Below are 19835 nucleotides of genomic sequence, written 5' to 3'. Positions count from 1 at the left end.
GAGGACGGCCGGGCGGGGAACAGCCCATCCGGCGGCACCCCCCGGCCCAGTGCCGTCCCCCCGGCCGGCGACCGCGCCGAGTCGCTACGCGGGCTTGGCAAGGCTCTCCGCCAGGTACTGCACCGCGACCCGGACCAGCCGCAGCCGGACCCGCTCCGGCGTGTAGTCCTGGACGATGTCGGAGACCTTGACGTCGGCCTGCGCGGCGCGGCCCCTACCGCTGTGCAGGGCGCTCTGGAGCTTGCGGGCGGAGTCCAGCCCGGCGGCGTCGCTCTTGGCGGCGGCGAGCAGCAGTTTGGCGGCGGCCGTGCCGGGCGCGTCGGCGCCGGTCTGGGTGAGGGCAGCCGCGTCGTAGCGGCCGGAGACGGCGGCAGCCGCGCCGTACAGGTCGGGACGGGCCAGCCCGGCGGCGACCGCGCACGGGGCGCCGGTCTCGATGCCGAGGGTCCCCCAGTCGCCGGGTCCCGGCGGAAGAGTGCGGAACGCGGCACCGACGGCGGCCCGCAGCGCGGTGTCGTCGGCCACGGCCTGCGGAGCGGCGGCCACCAGCTCGCAGGGCCGGGCGGTACCGGTCGGCGCCTGCGGGACGACCACCACGAACGGCCGGGACCGGCCCAGCTTCACCGCCGAGGCGACCCCGTCGAAGACGTCCGGGAGTTCGGCGTCGGCGGTGGTCCTGGCGCTACCCGCGTGCAGCACGATCACCGGGAACCGGGCGTTCGGGTCCTCCTTGTACTGCGCCGGCAGCCAGACCCGTACCGTGCGCGGGCGCCCGTCCAGACCGGCCACCGCACCCTCCAGCAGCTCCCCCTCGGCCGGCTGCCCGACCGCCTTGAACTGGGTGACCACCGGCGGGACCGTACGGGAGGGCGAGGCCGCCGCCGGGGACGGCGGGCCGGACGAGGGGGCGGCCGGAGGCGGTGCCGGACTCCGTTCGGCGGCGGCCGTCTCCGGAGCGGCCACCGCACCGGCCTGCTGCGCGGATCGCCCGGTCCGGCTGTCCAGGGAGACGGTCACGGCCAGCGCCGTCACGCACATCCCGCAGACCATCGCACCGCCGACCCGCAGCAGCAGCGGGCGCTGCTCGGCCGCCAGCTCGTACGTCTGGGCCACCCGCAGGTCGCGCCAGCGGAGAAAGGCGGACCTGAGCAACCAGGCCCCGGCGACAGCCGCCACCAGCAGGGGAACGACGAGGAGCGGACGGGTCATAGGACGCACCACCTCGGGAGGACCGGCACCGCCCCGGTCCGGCCATCAGCGGCGCGGACCACCGCAGCGGACTCGGTCCACAGGGTGCAAGACGCGCGGGTGTGCAGCGTGCTGGGCTCCCTGACCCGCCCCGACGTTCACTCGAACGAGCGAGCCGCCGATACCTTCGTCACGCGACCGGCCGATCACTCGGCCGGACCGCCCGGGGCGCGGGGACACGGGGACGGTCCGCCCCTCGACGCGGGGGTCCGAAACCGTCGGCGGGGCCTCAACCGGCCCGCAGGGCCACCGTCATCGCCTCGACCGCGAGCAGCGGGTCCACGTTGCGGTCCAGCGCCTGCCGACAGGCGAGCACCGCCTCGATCCGGCGCAGCGTGTTCTCCGGTGCCCCGGCCGCCGCGACCTTGGCGAGCGCCGACCGCTGGTCCTCGTTGGCAAGGGCGCCCGTCGAGCCGAGCTGGACGGCGAGCACGTCCCGGTAGAAGCCGAGCAGGTCGAGCAGAGCGACCCCCAGGGTCTCGCGCCTGGTCCGGGTGGCCCGGCTCTTCTGGCGCTTCTCCAGCTCCTTCACCGCACCCGCCATGCCGCGCGGTGCCCGACTGCCCTCGGCGGCGCCGTACGCGGCCCTGAGGTCGTCGGTCTCCTTGGCGTCCTGGGTCTCGGCCAGCGCCTCGGCGTCGGCCTTGGCGGTGTCCACCAGCCGCTGGGCGGCGGTCAGGCAGCCGCCGATGTCCGCGACCTCCAGCGGGATGCGCAGCACGTCGAGGCGGCGGGCGCGGGCCTGCTCGTCCACCGCCAGCCGGCGCGAACGCTCCACGTCGCCCTGTCCGGCCAGCGCCGCCAGCCGGGCGGTCTCCGGTTCGACGCCGTCCCGCCGCACCAGCGTGTCAGCGACCGCCTCGGCCGCCGGGGTGCGCAGCACCAGCAGCCGGCAGCGGGAGCGGATGGTGGGCAGCACGTCCTGCACGGACGGCGCGCAGAGCAGCCAGACCGTCCTCGGCGACGGCTCCTCGACGCCCTTCAGCAGCGCGTTCGCCGCCGCCTCGGTGAGTCGGTGGGCGGCGTCCACCAGGATCACCGACCAGCGCCCGCCGGTCGGGTAGCTGGAGGCGCGCAGGACGAGGTCGCGCATGTCGCCGACACCGATCGACAGACCGTCGGTCCGTACGAACTTCACATCGGCGTGGCTGCCGGAGAGCACGGTGTGGCAGCCGTCGCAGAACCCGCAACCGGGCACGCCGCCCAGGTCCAGGTCCGGGCTGGTGCACTGGAGCGCGGCGGCGAAGGACCGTGCGGCGGTGGTCTGCCCGGCGCCCGGCGGACCGGTGAACAGCCAGGCGTGCGTCATCAGCGAGGCGTTCCCGCCCGGCTCCGGCGCAGCCGAACGCCCTGCGGCCACAGTGGCCCGCGCGGACCGGGCGGCCGCCGTCAGCTGCTCGACCACCCGATCCTGGCCGACCAGGTCGTCCCACACACTCACGCCGCGCTCCCGCCGACCACCGGTACTCCTCGTCTCCGATCGAGCCTAGCGCCGCAGGCCGACAACGGGCTCCCCCGCAGGCTGCTGCTCCGGCAACGGCTCGGGCCCGGCCGGCTCCACCGGTTCGGTCCGGCCCGGCACCCGGCGCCCGGCTGCGGCCCGATCCTTCGCCGCCTGCTCGTCGATGGCCCTGACCCGGGCGAAGGAGTTCCGCAGGTGCCGCCTCATCCAGCGCGAGAGCGGCCGCTCGACGTAGCGGTTCACCAGCCAGGAGGCCGCGAGCATCAGCACCAGCAGGGCGCTCACCAGCAGCCACGGGTTCACCCGGTACCGGAGCTTCTCGATCAGCTCCCACCCGATGTACTCGTGCAGCAGGTAGAGCGGATAGGTGACGGCTCCGGCGGTGGTGAGCCAGCGCCAGTCGATCCGGTCGAACCAGCCGAGGGCCACCCCGGCCATCAGCAGGTAGCACACCGCGAGCACGGCCGGCACGGCCAGGTCGGGCAGGTGGTACGCGGTGTTCCGCTGCACGAACTGGAAGGTGGGCTGTACCGCCCGTACCCCGGCCAGGTAGGTGAAGCCGACCAGCAGCCAGAGCAGCAGGTCCTGGCCGAACCGCCGCATCAGGTAGAAGGCGATGCCGCCGACGAAGAACCAGCAGTACTCGGGCATCACCATCAGCTGCAGCAGGCCCTCGTTCGGCAGGCCGTACGCCAGCACCCCGGCGGCCAGCCAGACCATGCAGAAGGTCAGCACCCGGCGGTAGGTCAGTCCGCGCCAGACCACCAGGGCGAAGATCAGGTAGAACCTGGCCTCCGCCCACAGGCTCCAGTACACGGCGTCCACATACGGGGCACCGAACGGATGTTCGAACATGGTCAGGTTGGTGAACACGTCCTGCCAGCCGCGCGGCGCCGTGCCGCCCTGGATGAGCGCCAGCACCAGCGTGGTCACCAGCACGGCCAGCCAGTAGGCCGGGAACAGCCGGATCACCCGGGAGGTGAAGAAGTCGGAGAGCGAGCGGCCCCAGCCGCTCAGGCAGATCACGAACCCGCTGATCAGGAAGAACAGCTGCACCCCCAGCCACCCGTACGAGGCGGGCAGGTGCAGCACCGGGAAGATCTCGGCGCGCGGGCGGCCCCAGTCCGAGCCGTAGGCCAGGTAGTGGTACATCACCACCATCAGCGCGGCGGCGAACCGCAGGCCGTCCAGCGCGGCGAGCCGCCCTGCGCGCACTGGCGTCTTCGGGGCAGGGTCGGTGGCTATCACTGCGATGACTTCCTAGGCGCCGGGCAGAACGGACGGGACGGGCGTAGCAGTCTCTCAGAATCCGGCGCCGCTTCCTGCCCCCGGGTCGTTCGTCGAAGCACTACCGGGGGCGCAGGCCCTTGCGCCCCCGGACAGCCGCTAGTCCCGGCCCCCGCGCCACCGGCGGCCCTTGCCGCGGCCGTCCTGCGGGCCCTCGGGGTCCGGCTGCTTGGCGTGCTCCCACTCCTCGCGCGAGCCCAGCAGGGTGTCGGTGAGGCTGGGAGCGTCCTCCGCCGGGGTCTCCCAGGACGGGGCCTGGTCGGCCTCGACCGAGGGCAGTTCCCTGGTCACCTCCGTGGCGGGCTCCCGGTCGGACGACTGCTCGCCCCGCCACAGGCCCGGCGGCACCCGGTGCTCGACCGGTCCGGCGGCACCGGCCGCCCCGGACCCGGCCGGCGAGCCGCCGCCCGGCTTCCCCCAGGAGGTCCGTGCTCCGCTGCCGGTGGAGCCGGACCGCGCCTGCGGCCGCTCCGGCTCCACCCGCGGCAGCACGGCGGTCTCGTCGGCGGGCGGAACCGTCGGCAGCACCGCGGTCTCGTCCGCGGCCCGAGCCTTGAGAGCCTCCGCCGCCCGAGCCTCCGCCGCCCGGACCGCAGCCTGCCGCTCCCGCTCGGAGATCTCCTGGGTGATCTCCTCGGTACCGCCGACCTTCGGCAGCTCCACCGTCGAGGTCACCGTCACAGCGTCGACCGTCGGCGCGTCAGCCTCGGCCGCGGCCTGCGCCGCCGCTGCTGCGGCCGCAGCGGCCTCGGCCGCCCGGGTCTCCTCCGCCAGCCTGGCCGCCTCGGCGCGCTGGAGCGCCTCCTCCGCCCGCCGCCGCTGCTCGGCCCGCTGCAGGTCGCGCTGGCGCTGGAGCTCCGCCTGTGCCGCCGCCTCGGCGGCGAGCCGCTCCCGCTCGGCCTCCTCGGCCCTCCGCTTGGCAGCGAGCTCGGCCTGTCGGGCGGCCTCCTCCTCGGCGCGTCGCTCCGCCTCGGCCTCCGCCTTGAGCCTGGCCTCCTCGGCCGCCTTCTTCGCCTCCTCGGCGGCGACCCGCTCGGCCTCCAGCTTGGCCTGGCGCTCCTTCTCGGCCTGCTCGGCGCGCAGCTGCTCCAGCAGTTCCTGGCGCTTGCGCTCGGCGGCTTCCTCCTCGGCCTTCTTGCGGGCCTCCTCGGCGGCCCGCCGGGCGGCCTCCTCGCGGGCCAGGCGCTCCTGCTCGACCTGGGCGGCCCGTTCCTGGGCGGAGAGCGGCAGCTCGCGGTCGAGCCGGTGGCGGATCGCGGTGGTCACGAAGGCGGGCTGCTGGCTGCCGTCCACCACCAGGTAGCGCGCCGGGTCGGCGGCGGCCAGGGCGAGGAACCCGGCCCGCACCCGGCTGTGGAACTCGGTCGGCTCGGACTCCAGCCGGTCCAGCGCCTCGGTGAAGCGCTCCCGGGCCTTGGTCGGGTCGACGTCCAGCACCACCGTCAGGTCGGGGACCAGTCCGCCGGTGGCCCAGCGGGAGATCCGGGCGACCTCGGTGGCCGCCAGGTCGCGGCCCGCGCCCTGGTAGGCGATGGAGGAGTCCATGTAGCGGTCGGTGATCACCACGGCACCGCGCTCCAGCGCGGGCCGGATGACGTTCTCGACGTGCTCGGCCCGGTCGGCCGCGTAGATCAGTGCCTCGGCGCGGTGCGAGAGGCCGGTGTTGCCGACGTCCAGGACGAGCGCGCGCAGCCGCTGCCCGATCGGGCTGCCGCCGGGCTCACGGGTGAGCACCACCTCGTGGCCCTTGCTGCGGATCCACTCCGCGAGCGCGTTCGCCTGGGTGGACTTCCCGGCGCCGTCGCCGCCCTCCAGCGCGATGAAGAAACCGGTTCCGCTCACCCGGTGCGGTGCCAGCGGCGCCCCGCCGCGCAGCGACTGCACCAGCTCACGGCCGAGCGGGACGCTGCCCCGCTGGTCGTCGGTCTTCAGCAGCACGACCGCCGCCAGCACCATGGTCAGCAGCCCGGCGGTGGCGATGGCCAGCGCGGCCCCGTCGTGGATGAAGGTGAAGCCACCGGGCCTGATCTCGCCGTACTGGACCTCGCCGTACCCGGCGGCGATCAGCGGGACGACGACCAGCGCGGCGCCCACCACGGCCCGCAGCACCGCGTACAGGTGCTCGGTGACCTTGGGGAGCCGGATCTCCTCGACCTCCTGGGCGAGCAGCGTCCGGCCGGTGGCGATCACGACACCGGCGGCCAGCCCGGCCAGCACGGTGAGCAGCAGCACCAGGACGAAGTCCAGCACCAGGCCGGCCAGGATCAGCGCCACGCCCTCGGTGAGCAGGGCCAGCGCGAGCAGGCGGCGCCTGGAGAGCGAGGGCAGCGTGGCCCGGGTCAGCCGGACGCCGAGCGCGGGGGCACCGGCCGCGGCGAACACCAGCAGGCCGAACCCGATCGGGCCGGCCCGGTGGTCGACGGCGGTCAGCAGCCCGAGCGCGCCGACGCCCGCCATCGAGGCGTAGGCGGCGGCGACCGCGAAGGTGAAGTACGGGGCGGAGCCGGTGCGGCCCTTGCGCAGCGCCGGTCCCGGGGTGGCGTCGGTGGGGGCGCGCAGTCCCTGGAGCGGGGAACGCGGCGCCGCAGCCGTACCGCTGGGCAGCTCCTGCAGGAAGACCAGGACGGCGGAGGCGGCCAGCAGCAGGGCCGCGCCGACACCGGCCGAGGTGACCTGGTGGGTCCGCAGCCAGTGCGAGCCGAGCGCCGCGAAGACGTTGTTGACCAGCGTGAACGCCACCAGCGCGAGGGCCGCCAGCGGAACGGTCGCCCAGCCGGTGCGCATGTCCAGGATGCGTACGGCGTCCAGGCTGGAGGCGGACGGCCGCTGCTCCGAGGGAGCGGCGGCGGAGTCGGCGGGCGGCAGCAGCGACGGCACGGCGGCCGACTTGGCGACCGACCAGACCCGCTCGGCGGCACCGGTCAGGAAGACCGTGCCGAGCAGCAGGTAGGTCGCGGACCCCGGGCTCCAGGCAAGCCACCACGGGGCGATGCCGATCAGCACGGCACGGAACGCGTCGGCCCCGAACAGCACCCAGCGGCGGTCCAGCTTCCCGGCCGCCAGACTGTGCACCGGACCGAGCAGCGCCGCCCCGAACAGCAGCGTGGCGAGCACCCGGACGCCGAGTACGACGGCCACCGCGAGCGCCTGCGCCCGGTAGCCGTGGCCGAACTGGCCCCCGAAGATCGCCGCGGCCCAGGTCAGCGCGAGCAGCGCCAGCAGGCCGAGCCGGTCGCCGGTGCCGCCGATGAGCTGGGCCGTCCAGAGCCGACGGTAGGGGCGCAACCGCAGCAGCGCGCGGGCCCGTTCTCCGGGAGTCCCGGCCGGGGCCGCCTCGGGGAACCTGGGTAGGGCGGCGCTCGTGCCGGTGGGCTGCTCCTCGCTCGTCATACGGTCAGGGTAGCGGTCGGGCCCTGTGGCAGAGCCTGGGAACGGGCCCCGACAGACGCTCATGACAGGGTTGTGACGCTACCGACCCCGTCCACCGGACGGACGACGGCCCGTGAACCCCGTCACCGGGACTCACGGGCCGATCCTGGCTACGGCTCAGCTCTCCTCGGACGAGGCGGCGGTCTTCTTGGCCGTGGTCTTCTTCGCCGCCGCCGTGGTGGTCTTCTTCGCGACGGTCTTCTTCGCCGTCGTGGTCTTCTTCGCCGCCGTGGTCTTCTTCGCCGCGGTGGTCTTCTTGGCCGGAGCCTTCTTGGCCACCTTCTTCACCGGTCCGCGCGCCCGCTTCTCGGCGAGCAGCTCGTAGCCGCGCTCGGGCGTGATGGTCTCGACCTCGTCGTCCTTGCGGAGCGTCGCATTGGTCTCGCCGTCGGTGACGTACGGGCCGAAGCGGCCGTCCTTGACGACCACCGGGCGCTCGCTGACCGGGTCCGTCCCGAGCTCCTTGAGCGGCGGGGCGGCGGCGGCCCGGCCGCGCTGCTTGGGCTGGGCGTAGATCGCCAGCGCCTCGTCGAGGGTGACGGTGAAGAGCTGGTCCTCGCTGGTGAGCGAGCGCGAGTCGGTGCCGCGCTTGAGGTACGGGCCGTAGCGGCCGTTCTGTGCGGTGATCTCGTTGCCCTCGGGGTCGCTGCCGACCACCCGGGGCAGCGAGAGCAGCTTGAGGGCGTCGTCCAGGGTGACGGTGTCCAGGGACATCGTCTTGAACAGCGAGGCGGTGCGCGGCTTGACCGCGTTCTTGCCGGTCTTGGGCGTGCCCTCGGGCAGGATCTCGGTGACGTACGGGCCGTACCGGCCGTCCTTGGCCACCAGCATGTTGCCGCTGACCGGGTCGGCGCCCAGCTCGAAGTCACCGCTGGGCTTGGCCAGCAGCTCCTCGGCGAGCTCGACGGTCAGCTCGTCCGGCGGCAGCTCGTCGGGGATGTCGGCGCGCTGGCCGGGCTCGTCGGCGACCTTCGACGCCTTCTCGACGTACGGCCCGTACCGGCCGACCCGCAGCACGATCTCGTCACTGACCGGGAAGGAGCTGATCTCCCGGGCGTCGATCGCGCCGAGGTCGGTGACCAGTTCCTTGAGGCCGCCGAGGTGGTCGCCGTCGCCGTTCCCGGCCTCGGCGGCGACGCCGGCGCCCTCGCCCTCACCGAAGTAGAAGCGCTTCAGCCACGGGACGGACTGCGCCTCACCTGCGGCGATGCGGTCGAGGTCGTCCTCCATCTTGGCGGTGAAGTCGTAGTCGACCAGGCGGCCGAAGTGCTTCTCCAGCAGGTTCACCACGGCGAAGGAGAGGAAGGACGGGACGAGCGCCGTGCCCTTCTTGAAGACGTACTTGCGCCCGATGATGGTGTCGATGATCGAGGCGTAGGTGGAGGGACGGCCGATCTCGCGGTCCTCCAGCTCCTTGACCAGCGAGGCCTCGGTGTAGCGGGCCGGCGGCTTGGTGGCGTGGCCCTCCGGGGTGAGCTGCTCGGCGGCCAGCGGGTCGCCCTCGGTGACCTGCGGCAGGCGGCGCTCGCGGTCGTCCAGCTCGGCGTTCGGGTCGTCGGCGCCCTCCACGTAGGCCTTGAGGAAGCCGTGGAAGGTGATGATCTTGCCGGAGGCGGAGAACTCGACGTCCCGGCCGTCCGAGGCGCGGCCGCCGACCTTGACGGTGACCGACTGGCCGACGGCGTCCTTCATCTGGGAGGCGACGGTGCGCATCCAGATCAGCTCGTAGAGCCGGAAGTCGTCACCGGACAGGCCGGTCTCGGCGGGCGTGCGGAAGCGGTCGCCGGAGGGGCGGATCGCCTCGTGCGCCTCCTGGGCGTTCTTGACCTTGGACGCGTACGTGCGCGGCGCGCTCGGCAGGTAGTCCGCACCGTAGAGCTGGGTGACCTGGGCGCGGGCGGCGGCGATCGCGGTGTCGGAGAGCGTGGTGGAGTCGGTACGCATATAGGTGATGAAGCCGTTCTCGTACAGCTTCTGGGCCACCTGCATGGTCCGCTTCGCGCCGAAGCCCAGCTTGCGGCTGGCCTCCTGCTGGAGCGTGGTGGTGCGGAACGGCGCGTACGGCGAGCGGCGGTACGGCTTGGACTCGACGCTGCGGACGGCGAACGCGGTCTGCTCCAGGGCGGCGGCCAGCGCACGGGCGGCCATCTCGTCCAGGTGCAGGGTGTTGGCGGTCTTCAGGCGGCCGTCCTGGCCGAAGTCGCGGCCGCTGGCGATCCGCTTCCCGTCGACGGCGGCCAGCCGGGCGCCGAAGGTCTCCGGGTTCGCGGCGTCGGCGGCGGTGCGGCCGGTGCCGAAGACGCCGGTCAGGTCCCAGTACGAGGCGCTGGTGAAGGCGATCCGCTCACGCTCGCGCTCGACCACCAGCCGGGTCGCGACCGACTGCACCCGGCCGGCCGAGAGCTTCGGCATGACCTTCTTCCAGAGCACCGGCGAGACCTCGTAGCCGTAGAGGCGGTCGAGGATCCGACGGGTCTCCTGGGCGTCCACCAGGCGCTGGTTCAGCACGCGCGGGTTGCGGACGGCCTCCTGGATGGCGTCCTTGGTGATCTCGTGGAAGACCATCCGGTGCACCGGCACCTTGGGCTTCAGCACCTCCTGCAGGTGCCAGGCGATGGCCTCGCCCTCGCGGTCCTCATCGGTGGCGAGGAAGAGCTCGTCGGACTCCGCGAGCAGGCTCTTGAGCTTGGTGACCTGCGACTTCTTGTCCGCGTTGACCACATAGATAGGGGCGAAGTCGTGCTCGACGTCGACCCCGAGGCGGCGCACCTCGCCGGTGTACTTGTCCGGGACCTCGGCGGCAGTGCCGGGCAGGTCGCGGATGTGCCCGACGCTGGCCTCGACGACATAGCCGGGGCCGAGGTAGCCCTTGATCGTCTTCGCCTTGGCCGGCGACTCGACAATGACGAGTCGCTTGCCGTGCGCGGTCTCGCTGCTCGGGGACACCTTCGCTCTTCTCTCCCGGTCGTTTCCTGTGCTGGGCGGCGCACCGGCGAAGGAGACGTCCCGCCCGACCACCGCCGTCCGGAGCTGCCGCTGCGCGACGGCCCCACCAGCGGAGTGTGACCGTACCCTGGCCACCCTTGTCAAACGGACGGATCCCACTTTTTCACCGGCAAGGCCGACCGACGCCACTCGAACGGTAACCCGACGATGCTCGGTCGTGCCGCGCGGAGGGGTGGCGAGGGCCTGCCAGCGGCCGGATTCGGCCGATCAAGGGCCGCGGACGGCTGAGGTGCGATCAGCCGGGAAACCCGCACTGCAGCGGGCCGGAGAACGGGCCGGGCAGTGGGCCGGACAGCGCGGCGGAGCGGGGCCGTGGACGAGGTGCGGGCCCGTGAACTCGGTCCGGAAGAATCAGTCCGGGAGCTCGGTCCGGGAGCTCAGTCCGTGAGGACGGACGCGATCAGGGTCAGGCCGACGGCGAGCGCACTCGTACCGAGCAGTGCCCAGAAGACGTCACTGGGCAGGGAGGGCCTGGTCTCGGAGGCCGCGAGAACCACCCGGCTCGGACGGCGCGCGTCGTAGGCGACCTGGACCACCGCCCCGGGGGCCAGTTCGGCCGGGCGGCGCAGCCTGGTGTGTCCGCGCGGCCGGGAGAGCACCGACTCGGCCTGGCCCATGCCCGTCGCTCCGACGGTGGGCAGGGTGCAGTACGAGAGCAGCGGAGCCGTGTCGAGCTCGCCGTACGGATCGCCGTAGAGTTCCCCGTACGGATCGCCGTCCACGACGACCCTGGCCGTGGCCGGAACTCCGTGGCGGCGCAGATGGTGGCGAAGGCGCAGTTCAAGGGCGCACCAGACGAGCAACGCGCCGCCGAAGAGGATGAGGACGGACCCTGCTGTGGTCGCCGTCGGCGTCTCCATGAACGTCTCCTCCCGCACTGTGCACACCCCGCTGTCCGTCCGGCCACCGGAGCCGGTGCACCGGAGCGTGGCAGCCCGGGGACAACCTGGGGGTGACGTTCGAAGTACGGTGGAGAACACCGGGGGGACGGGCGGGTGAACTGCCACGCGCGCCACAGCACGGACTGCACCTGCACGGACTGCACTCCACGGACCGCACTACCGAAAACGGCCCAGGGCAGTCGCCCGGGGCTCAGGGGAACTTCGGGGGGACACAGTCATGTTCGTTCGCCGACCGGCGCTCCGCACCGCCGGGCTCGCCGGTGCCGCACTGGCTCTCTCGCTGTCGGTGGCAGCCTGCGGGTCGCAACCGGCCACCGAGGCCGGGGCTTCGTCCGGCGCACCGGCGACGCCGTCCGGGTCCATCGTCGCCTCGCCCAGCCCCGGTTCGTCCTCCGGTTCGTCCTCCAGTCCGTCCGCCGGTCCGTCGCCGACGGCCTCGGCGTCTGCGGCGGCGTCCTGCAATCCGGGCTTCGTACGGCCCGGTTACAAGCTGATCCACGCGGTGTCGGGCGTTCTGCAGCCCGAGGAGCAGCTGCGGGCCTCGGCCGCCGCCCTCGGCTGCGGTCCGAAGGGCGCCACGTTCTCCGCGAGCGGCCCGGCGGTCCGCTATTCGGTGACCACCGAGGTCAGCGCCGAACTGCTCGGTCCGGGCAGGACCGGCAGCACGACGGTGCCGATCTCCCGGCTGATCGAGCACGTCAACGACTGCACCCAAGTGGGCGCGGTCGCAGAGCCGTTCAGCTGCCACGGCAACTACTTCCTCATCAAGGTGGACTCCGGCGGTCAGATCGTCGAGATCTCGGAGGCCGGCTGATCCCGTTCCGCCCCGGCGGTCCGGCCCGACCGCACCGAACGACCGGGCTGTCACAGTTCCGGAACGGCGGCAACCCCGCCCCGAGCGGCCACGTGGAGAGAGGTACCGGACGCCACACCTCGGCCGATCGCACCAACTGGCCGAACACCCAGGGGGATTCAGAATGTCAGCTCAGCGCCCGCTGGTGGCCGCAACACTGCTCGCCACCGCCGTCCTCACCCTCACCGCCTGCGGCAGCGACGGCAAGAAGGCCGCCACCGCCGGGTCCGTCTCCGCTGCCGCCTCCGCCGGCTCGGTGGTGGCGTCCGCCCCTCCGTCTGGCTCCGCCGCCACCTCCACCACCGCGTCCACCTCGGCGTCAGCCTCCGCCTCCGCCAAGCCGACCGCCTCGCACTCGGCCACCGCGCGCCCGACCTCCACCGGGAAGCCGACGGAGGACTGCACGACGGCAGCGCAACGCCCCGGCCACCGGGTGGTCAACATCCTCGGCGCCGACGTCGGGGCGTCCGAGGTGTCCGCCACGGCGACGAAGTTCATCTGCGGTCCGGACGTGGACAACGACGGCTACTACCAGTCCGCCGGATCGCCCGCCGCGTTCCGCTTCGCCTCCGGGGCCCAGGGTGAACTGGTCGTCCTGGACGACCGCGTGGGCGAGCGCGCCGTGCCGCTTCCGCAGCTGCTCCAGCACGCCGACGCCTGCGGTCACCACCGCCCGGTCGACCGGCCGTACTCCTGCTTCGGCGGCAACTACGACGTCACCGTGGACGGCTCCGGCCGCATCACCCACATCACGGAGCTCTACCACCCGTGACCGGCCGGACCCCCCGCACCCGGGTCGGCCCCCACGGACGGGTCGGCTCCCGCGCGGGCGCCGACCCGTCCGGCCAAACAGCCGGTCAGAGAACCGGGTTGATGAAGCCCTGCTCGGTCAGCAGTCGCAGCGACTCCGGCACCCGGTCGCGCAGCAGCACCTGGTCCTCGCCGAGCAGGTGCGCGATGGCATCGACGATCTCGCCGGCCGTGAGCGTCCCGTCGCAGACTCCGACGAAGCCCGCGCCGACCGTGTCCACCTTGGTCGCCCGCCGCATGCCCCGGTTGTGACGGAGGATCACATGCTCCGGGTCCTCCGCCCCGGGCGGGCCGACCTGCTCCTGGACCACCTCGTCGGCCAGCACGTAGCGCGCGGCCAGCAGGGCCGCGTCGTCGTGCGTCCGCAGGAAGTCCTGGCGCTCGAACCAGCTCTCGATGTGCGGGCCGAGCGGCTGCTCCACCGGGTGCGGCCACTCCTCGATCCGTACGGTCGGCCGGTCCGCGCCGCCCGCCCGCAGGGTGATCCAGCCGAAGCCGATGCCCTCCACGCCCTCGGCCTCGAAGGCGTCCAGCCACTCGTTGTAGCGGGTCTGGTAGTCGGAGCCGGGGCCGCGGTGGTCGCCGCCGTCCCGCAGCCACAACTCGGCGTACTGGGCCGCGTCCTGGACCTCCCGCTGCACCACCCAGGCGTCCAGCCCGGTACCGGCCACCCAGCCCGCCAGACGGTCGTGCCAGTCCTCGCCCTTGACGTGCTGCCAGTTGGCCAGCAGGTGGCAGTACCCGCCCGGCTCCAGGTGCGCGGCCGCTCCCCGGACCAGGCTGCGGCAGAGATCGTCACCGGCCATCCCGCCGTCACGGTAGACGAACCGGCTGCCGGGCGAGATCACGAACGGCGGGTTGGAGACGATCAGGTCGAACTTCCGCGGACCGGACTGCCCGTGGGTCACCGGCTCGAAGAGGCTGCCCTCGGCCACCTCGACGTTCTCGAAGCCGGAGAGGGCCAGGGTCAGGCTGGTGAAGTGCAGGGCCCGCGGGTTCAGGTCGGTGGCGGTGACCCGCTGCGCGTGCCGGGCGGCGTGCAGCGACTGCACGCCGGAGCCCGAACCGAGGTCGAGCGCGGTGCGGACCGGCCGCCGCACGGCGAGGTTGGCGAGCGTGGTGGAGGCACCGCCGACGCCGAGCACCAGGTCCTTGCGGGCCACACCCTGCGCGGTCTCCCCCGAACCGATGCCACCGGCACCGCCGACCGCGCATCCCAGGTCGGAGACCACCCAGGCGTCCGCACTCGGCAGGCCCTCGACCTCGTTGGCGTACGGGCGGACGTCCACGGTGGCCCGTACGGTCTCACCGTCCCGGATCAGCCAACCGTCCGCCAGGCAGTCCTCGATCGGCAGCGCCGCCGCGGCAGCCGCGTACGGGACCGGCTGCTGGAGCAGGAAGAGCCGCACCAACGTCTCCAGCGGGCTCCCGCCACGGGTCGCGCGCAGCGCGGGCACCGCCTCGCTGCGGGCCAGGGCTGCGTAGCCGGTCGGCCCGAGCAGGTCGAGGCAGCCGTCGGCGGTGTACGAGGCGGCGAGCAGCGCCTCACGGAGCTTCGCGAGGCGGCTGGGGTCAAGAACGGGGCTACTGGTCACCGGCCCATTGTCCCCCGTTCCCCGCCACCACCCACCTCGCGGCACAGCCCCTGACTGCCGAGCAGCGCGTTTCCGGGTGGCTCGGTCTCCGGGTGGCCCGGTAGCCGGGCCGCCCGACTTTCGGGCGACTCGGCTTCCAGACGGCCCAGTTGCCGGGCGGCCGAGTTGCCGGAGTTGCCGGAGTTGCCGGAGTTGCCGGGCGACTCAGTTTCCGGACGAGGAGGCCGACGGTGACGCGGGGGCGGAGGCGGAGGCCGAAGCGCCGTCCGAGGGAGCCGCGCTGGACTCGGCAACCGACGGGGAGGCGGATGGTGAGGCCGACGATGCTCCACTCTTGGCCGTGGGACTGGCACCGGCGGTGCCGGTGACGGACCCGGTGGGCGCACCCGCCGTACCGGCCGCCGCCCCGCCCGTCGCCGCTCCCGCACCCGGCTTGGCCTTGCAACCGGACTGCTTGCTGATCGCCGCCCCGAGATCACCGGCCTGGATGTTCTTCAGCGCGGACGTGGACTGCTGGGCCAGCCGCTGGACCTGGTCGCCGACGCTCCGGAGACCGTCCGCGAACCGGGCCTGGTCGGCGTTGGGCAGCGCGTTCAGCTTCTTCTGGACGTCGAGGTAGCCCTGGGTCGCCTGCTTGAGCTCGTCCACGGCGCCCTGCTGCAGCTTCGCGCCGTCGCTCACCTTCGGTGCGCCCGCCTTGTCGATCGCGTCGGCCAGCTGCTGGTTCGCGGTCGCGAGCACGGCGAGGTCGGCCGACAGCCGCTTCTGGAGGTCCACCGGGGCCTCTCCCGGCTTCACCCTGCCGGTGTCGGCGAGGGCGTCGCTGGACTTGCCGATCGGGTCCTGAGCGGTGTCACAGACGCTCTTCGCCCAGTTGTCGAGCGTAGCGCTGTCGTTGCCACCGCACCCGACGGCACCGAACGCCAGCAGCGCACCGAGCGCGGATATGGTCAGCAATCGCTTCTTCACCGGGAAGCCCTTTCGGTGTCGGTCATCGACCTGCGAACCTACACGGCCGCCTGTCGGGCCCGCAGGCGCCCGGTTCCCCTGCGGCCCGGCCCTCCCCGCACGGCCTCGGCCCACCACCGGCCGAAGGAGGTTCGGGTTCGGAGCGGGGACCGGGCCGCAGAGGTGTCTCCGGTCAGGCCCGCTCGACCCGGATCGGATCTCCGTTGCGGACGGTGCGCAGCACCTGCGGGTCGCCGTCCAGCTCACCGAGGACGTTGCAGGCGCTGGCCGGTCGGTATTCGTTCCCGTACGAGATCGGCGTGGGCCCGTACGGCAGTGCCAGGCTGTCGCCGTCCGTCCAGAAGGCGACCGTGCCGGGCTCCACGACCTGCCGCGCGTCGTCCTCCCTGGGCACGCTGACGGGTGTCCCGAAATAGACCTCCTCGCCCCACGTACTGGCCGAGGCAGCGATCGGCAGCGCCTCCCAGAGCGCCGCCGAGGTGGGCGTCGACCACAGCGTTGCCACCGCTTGCCCGGCCGGCCACAGAATGCGTATCCGCATGGGGTGTCCCTTGTCTCGAACCGTACCGATCGCGCCCGAGAGCAGGGAACAGCCAACTTCAACAATTTGTCAATCATCGCCCGGGCGGCCGAAAGCCGCGGACCACCGGCGCAGAGCACGTCGGCGGGCCGCAGCAGCGAGTCGGTCCGGCTCGACCCGACTCAGTCCGGCTCGGATGGACTCGGCTCGGCTCGGCTCGGATTCGGGGCGGCGGGGCTCAGTCGTCCACGGACGGGTCGGACACCGGCCAGCTCATGCGGATCAGACCGCCTTCGGCGCCATTGGTCACCTCGACGTCCTCGACCAGCCCGGTGATCACCGCGAGGCCGAGCGCGTCCTCCTCCGCATCGGAGTCCTCACCCCGATCGGCGGAGGGCACACCGGCCGGACCGGCCTCGTCCTCCACCTCGATGAAGAAACGCTTCTCCTGGTCGATCAGAGCGACCCGCACCGCACCGTCGATACCCCCGCGACGGTGCAGCCCGACCGCACGCGAGCAGGCCTCGCCCACTGCGAGCCGCACCTCGTCGAGCACCGACTCGTCGACGCCTACGCGTCTCGCCACCGCCGCAGCCACCAGCCGGGCCGTACGCACGTGCTCGGGAAGCGCACTGAATCGAAGTTCGACGGTTGCCATCTCTCCCCCTCCGGGGTTACTTCCCAACACCTCACCACGCACGCCGCCGGTCATGGCGACGCCGGGTCCGTTCCGGCGCTCCGCAGGCCGACGAGGCACGGTGGCCCCGTCGGTCTGCTCACGCCGGCGTGTTGAAAGTGGATCAGTCGGTCGCCGAGACCGCTTCTTCGACCGAGTTGTGGATCGGGAAGACCTTGGTAAGGCCGGTGATCCGGAAGATCTTGAGAATGCGCTCCTGGTTGCACACCAGACGCAGCGAACCCTCGTGCGCCCTGACCCGCTTCAGGCCACCGACGAGGACACCCAGACCGGTCGAATCGAGGAAGTCCACGCCCTCCATGTCGACGATCAGGTGGTAGTTACCGTCGTTGACGAGCTCGACCAGCTGCTCGCGCAGCTTGGGGGCGGTGTACACATCGATCTCGCCACCGACCTCGACAACCGTGCGGTCGCCGATCGTGTGGGTCGACAGGGACAGGTCCACGGAACCTCCAGCACCTTGCCTTGCTACGTCATTGCGACCTCGGCCGGTCGGCCGCCGTCGCTTTGGTCGCAGGCCGGGCGCGCTGCCACGGCAAATCGCACCCCGGCGTTGCGGCCCTCGGCCATGCGGCCGTCACGGCTTCATTCAACCACTTGCAGCCATGCCCGCACGATGGCTTGGAGCGATTCTCCGTCACGCCAGTGACACACTGGGTCCTCATGCCGCCCCACCATCGCCCGCCCGAGGCCCTGTTGGCCGCCCTGGCCAAGGGTCGGTCCCGCTCAGACCGCCTCACCCATACGGAGCATCTACCGGCCCGTCAGGCACGCTTCTCGCCGTGGCCGGACGGCATTCGACCGGAGATCGTGGCGTCCGCGCAGGCCCTGGGGGTCGACCTGCCCTGGGCCCACCAGGCCGAGGCAATGAATCTGGCCAAAAACGGCCAAACCATGGTTATTGCCACAGGAACTGCCTCGGGCAAGTCGCTCGGCTACCTGGCACCGCTGCTCAGCGACCTGCTGGACGGCACCGAGGCCCCGAACGGGCGCGGCGCGACCGCGCTCTACCTGGCCCCGACCAAGGCGCTGGCCGCCGACCAGCGCCGACGCGCCGCCGAACTCGTCCCGGACCGGGTCCGCCCGGCCCTCTACGACGGCGACACGCCGCCCGAGGAACGCGAGTGGGTCCGCCAGTACGCCTCGTACGTGCTCACCAACCCGGACATGCTGCATCGCGGCATCCTCCCCGGTCACGCGCGCTGGTCCTCCTTCCTCAAGACGCTGAAGTACGTCGTGATCGACGAGTGCCACAGCTACCGCGGCGTCTTCGGCTCGCACGTCGCCCAGGTGCTGCGTCGGCTGCGCCGGCTCTGCGCCCGGTACGGCTCCGAGCCGGTCTTCCTGCTCGCGTCAGCCACCACCGCCGACCCGGCGGCCACTGCTGAACGGCTCACCGGCCTCCCGGCCGTCGCGGTGACGGAAGACGCCTCACCACGCGGCCCGCTGGTCTTCGCCCTCTGGGAACCTCCGCTCACCGAGAACGTCGGCGAGCACGGCGCACCCGTACGCCGCACCGCCACCGCCGAAGCCGGCTACCTGCTCACCGACCTGGTCGGGGCCGGAACGCGGACGGTGGTCTTCGTCCGCTCACGCCGTGCCGCCGAACTCGTCGCCCTGCAGGCGCAGGACCAGCTCGGCTCACCACTCGCCGCCCGCGTCGCCGCGTACCGGGGCGGCTACCTCGCGGAGGAACGCCGTGCCCTGGAGCGCGACCTGTACTCCGGACGGCTCCTCGGCCTCGCCTCGACCTCCGCTCTCGAGCTCGGCGTGGACGTCTCGGGCCTGGACGCCGTTCTGATGGCCGGCTACCCGGGGACCAGAGCCTCGCTCTGGCAGCAGGCCGGACGAGCGGGACGAGAGGGCCAGGGCGCGCTCGCCATGCTGATCGCCCGGGACGACCCCCTGGACACCTACCTCGTGCACCACCCGGAGGCGCTGTTCGCCACCCCCGTCGAAGCCACCGTGCTCGACCCCGACAACCCCCACATCCTCGCGCCCCACCTCTGCGCGGCCGCCGCCGAACTCCCACTCGGCGAAAGCGACCTGGCCCTGTTCGGCCCCTCCACCGCGCAGCTGCTCCCGGTGCTGGAGCAGCGCGGGCTGCTGCGGCGGCGCGGTGACAACGCCTGGTACTGGACCCGGCGTGAGCGCGCTGCGGACGCCGTGGACCTGCGGGGCAGCGGCGGCAGCCCGGTGCAGATCGTCGAAGGCTCCACCGGACGGCTGCTCGGCACCGTGGACGCGGCAGCGGCCCACACCACCGTGCACACCGGCGCGGTCCACCTGCACCAGGGCCGTACGTACCTGGTGCAGGATCTCGACCTCGAAACCTCCGTCGCCGTGGTCGAACGGGCCGACCCGCCCTACACGACGGCTGCCCGGGACATCACCTCCATCTCCATCCTCGGCACCGACACCAGCGTGGAGTGGGGCGAGGCACGGCTCTGCTTCGGCTCGGTCGAGGTGGTCAACCAGGTGGTGGGATACCTGCGCAAGCGCATCGCCACCGGTGAGATCCTCGGCGAGAGCAAGCTCGACCTGCCACCGAGGACACTGCGCACCCGGGCCGTCTGGTGGACCGTCACGGAGGACCAACTGCTCGACGCCGAGATCCCGTTCGACCAGCTCCCGGGTGCCGCGCACGCGGCGGAGCACGCCTCCATCGGCCTGCTCCCGCTCTTCGCCACCTGCGACCGCTGGGACATCGGCGGTGTCTCCGTACCGCTCCACCCCGACACCCAACTGCCGACGGTCTTCGTGTACGACGGGCACTCCGGTGGCGCCGGCTTCGCCGAACGCGGTTTCCACCGGGCGGAGCAGTGGCTCACGGCGACCCGGGACGCGATCGCGGCGTGCGAGTGCGAGCGCGGCTGTCCGTCCTGCGTACAGTCCCCCAAGTGCGGGAACGGCAACGAGCCGCTCGACAAGGCGGCAGCCGTACGACTGCTGGACATCCTGTTGGCCGGAGCTCCGGGGCTGCTTGCCCCGGCCAGGGGCGGGGCCTGACCGGTCTCGGCCGGGTGATCCCGGGCCGGGCCTGCTGCGGGCTCCGGA

The 19835-nt window shown here is 72.8% G+C and carries 14 protein-coding genes; 3 read left to right on the top strand and 11 right to left on the bottom strand.

The features are described from left to right. Window positions 1–84: 84 nt before the first annotated feature. The 6 genes from UK12_RS03695 to UK12_RS03670 form a co-directional block, all read right to left on the bottom strand. On the bottom strand, window positions 85–1209 hold the full coding sequence (locus UK12_RS03695) for an alpha/beta hydrolase-fold protein (RefSeq protein ID WP_045299389.1): 1125 nt from the start codon (window positions 1207–1209) through the stop codon (window positions 85–87). 268 nt (window positions 1210–1477) lie between these two features. Further along, on the bottom strand, window positions 1478–2689 hold the full coding sequence (locus UK12_RS03690) for a DNA polymerase III subunit delta' (protein WP_045299387.1): 1212 nt from the start codon (window positions 2687–2689) through the stop codon (window positions 1478–1480). A 45-nt stretch (window positions 2690–2734) separates the two neighbouring features. Further along, a complete protein-coding gene (locus UK12_RS03685) occupies window positions 2735–3958 on the bottom strand; it encodes an acyltransferase family protein (RefSeq protein WP_197084525.1) in 1224 nt (407 codons plus the stop codon). A gap of 138 nt (window positions 3959–4096) precedes the next feature. Then, window positions 4097–7387 (bottom strand): dTMP kinase, encoded by a 3291-nt coding sequence (gene tmk / locus UK12_RS03680; RefSeq protein ID WP_045299386.1) that lies wholly within the window; start codon window positions 7385–7387, stop codon window positions 4097–4099. A 156-nt stretch (window positions 7388–7543) separates the two neighbouring features. After that, window positions 7544–10372 carry a type I DNA topoisomerase gene (gene topA, locus UK12_RS03675; protein ID WP_045299384.1) on the bottom strand — a complete coding sequence of 943 codons (2829 nt, stop codon included), beginning with the start codon at window positions 10370–10372 and terminating at the stop codon, window positions 7544–7546. A gap of 437 nt (window positions 10373–10809) precedes the next feature. Beyond that, window positions 10810–11292 (bottom strand): DUF3592 domain-containing protein, encoded by a 483-nt coding sequence (locus tag UK12_RS03670; RefSeq protein ID WP_045299382.1) that lies wholly within the window; start codon window positions 11290–11292, stop codon window positions 10810–10812. Window positions 11293–11551: 259 nt separating this feature from the next. Here UK12_RS03670 and UK12_RS03665 point away from each other — a divergent pair, with 259 nt between their 5' ends. Next, window positions 11552–12148, top strand: a complete 597-nt coding sequence (locus tag UK12_RS03665) for a hypothetical protein (protein ID WP_045299380.1) — start codon at window positions 11552–11554, stop codon at window positions 12146–12148. A gap of 163 nt (window positions 12149–12311) precedes the next feature. Continuing rightward, the gene (locus UK12_RS36280; RefSeq protein WP_052681476.1) at window positions 12312–12959 is read left to right on the top strand and encodes a hypothetical protein; all 648 of its coding nucleotides are present in this window, start codon (window positions 12312–12314) and stop codon (window positions 12957–12959) included. 85 nt (window positions 12960–13044) lie between these two features. Here UK12_RS36280 and UK12_RS03655 read toward each other — a convergent pair whose 3' ends face one another. The 5 genes from UK12_RS03655 to UK12_RS03635 form a co-directional block, all read right to left on the bottom strand. After that, window positions 13045–14592 carry a DUF7059 domain-containing protein gene (locus UK12_RS03655; protein WP_045299377.1) on the bottom strand — a complete coding sequence of 516 codons (1548 nt, stop codon included), beginning with the start codon at window positions 14590–14592 and terminating at the stop codon, window positions 13045–13047. A gap of 204 nt (window positions 14593–14796) precedes the next feature. Then, entirely contained in the window at window positions 14797–15561 is a 765-nt protein-coding gene (locus UK12_RS39350; RefSeq protein ID WP_156178515.1) for a small secreted protein, read from the bottom strand. A 172-nt stretch (window positions 15562–15733) separates the two neighbouring features. Beyond that, window positions 15734–16102, bottom strand: coding sequence for a cyclophilin-like fold protein (locus tag UK12_RS03645; protein ID WP_045299374.1), 369 nt, complete (start codon window positions 16100–16102; stop codon window positions 15734–15736). A gap of 217 nt (window positions 16103–16319) precedes the next feature. Further along, a complete protein-coding gene (locus UK12_RS03640; RefSeq protein ID WP_231591025.1) occupies window positions 16320–16793 on the bottom strand; it encodes an ATP-binding protein in 474 nt (157 codons plus the stop codon). Window positions 16794–16881: 88 nt separating this feature from the next. Further along, complete coding sequence (locus UK12_RS03635; protein ID WP_045299370.1) at window positions 16882–17223, bottom strand: STAS domain-containing protein; 342 nt, start codon at window positions 17221–17223, stop codon at window positions 16882–16884. A 218-nt stretch (window positions 17224–17441) separates the two neighbouring features. Here UK12_RS03635 and UK12_RS03630 point away from each other — a divergent pair, with 218 nt between their 5' ends. Continuing rightward, a complete protein-coding gene (locus UK12_RS03630) occupies window positions 17442–19787 on the top strand; it encodes a DEAD/DEAH box helicase (RefSeq protein ID WP_082119274.1) in 2346 nt (781 codons plus the stop codon). The last annotated feature ends 48 nt before the right edge of the window (window positions 19788–19835 follow it).

The sequence above is a fragment of the Saccharothrix sp. ST-888 genome, from assembly GCF_000955975.1.
GTDB lineage: Bacteria > Actinomycetota > Actinomycetes > Streptomycetales > Streptomycetaceae > Kitasatospora.
This window is presented reverse-complemented; position numbering and strand designations above follow the sequence as displayed.